This is a genomic window from Frankia gtarii, assembly GCF_025403375.1.
Taxonomy (GTDB): domain Bacteria; phylum Actinomycetota; class Actinomycetes; order Frankiales; family Frankiaceae; genus Frankia; species Frankia gtarii.
In genome coordinates this window covers 1-530 of record NZ_JAMPTM010000610.1, presented here as the reverse complement: position 1 = coordinate 530, position 530 = coordinate 1, and the positions used below count along the sequence as shown (strand labels likewise).

Annotated in this window: 1 pseudogene; it reads right to left on the bottom strand. The window is 77.0% G+C overall.

Features of this window, described 5'->3' with window-relative positions:
• Positions 1–530: pseudogene (locus tag NBZ83_RS32550) on the bottom strand (cobyrinate a,c-diamide synthase); the annotation flags it as partial.

Sequence of the window (530 nt, the reverse complement as noted above, 5' to 3'; positions counted from 1 at the left end):
GAGCAGGACGGTGCGGTGGAACTCGTGGGCAGTCAGGATGCCTCCGGCGGGGGCCAGCGGGCTCGGTGTGGCGGCAATCGCGTGGCGGTAGCCGAGGGTGAGCCGCGGGCCCATCACCGCGTCGACGTCGAGGACGGCGCACATCGGCGCGCCGTCGAGGCTGCGGGCCAGGTAGAGCAGCCCGGCGCATTCGGCGGCGACGGGGGCGCCGCGGGCGGCGAAGGCGGCGATCTCGGCGCGCAGGCGGGTGTTGGCGGCGAGTGCGCCGACGTGTTCCTCGGGGAAACCCCCGCCGATGATCAGCGCGTCGGTGCCGGCGGGCAGCGTGTCGTCGCGCAGCGGGTCGACGGCGACGACGTCCGCGCCGGCGGCGGTGAGCAGTTCGACGTGTTCGGCGTAGCCGAAGGTGAACGCCGCCCCGCCGGCGACCGCGACCCGCGGCGGCCGCCCGGCCGGTGCGCCTGCCGCCGGCTCCCGTTCCACCTGCGTCTCCCCCGTCCCCGCAGTCCCAGTCCCCGCGGTCTCTGCCG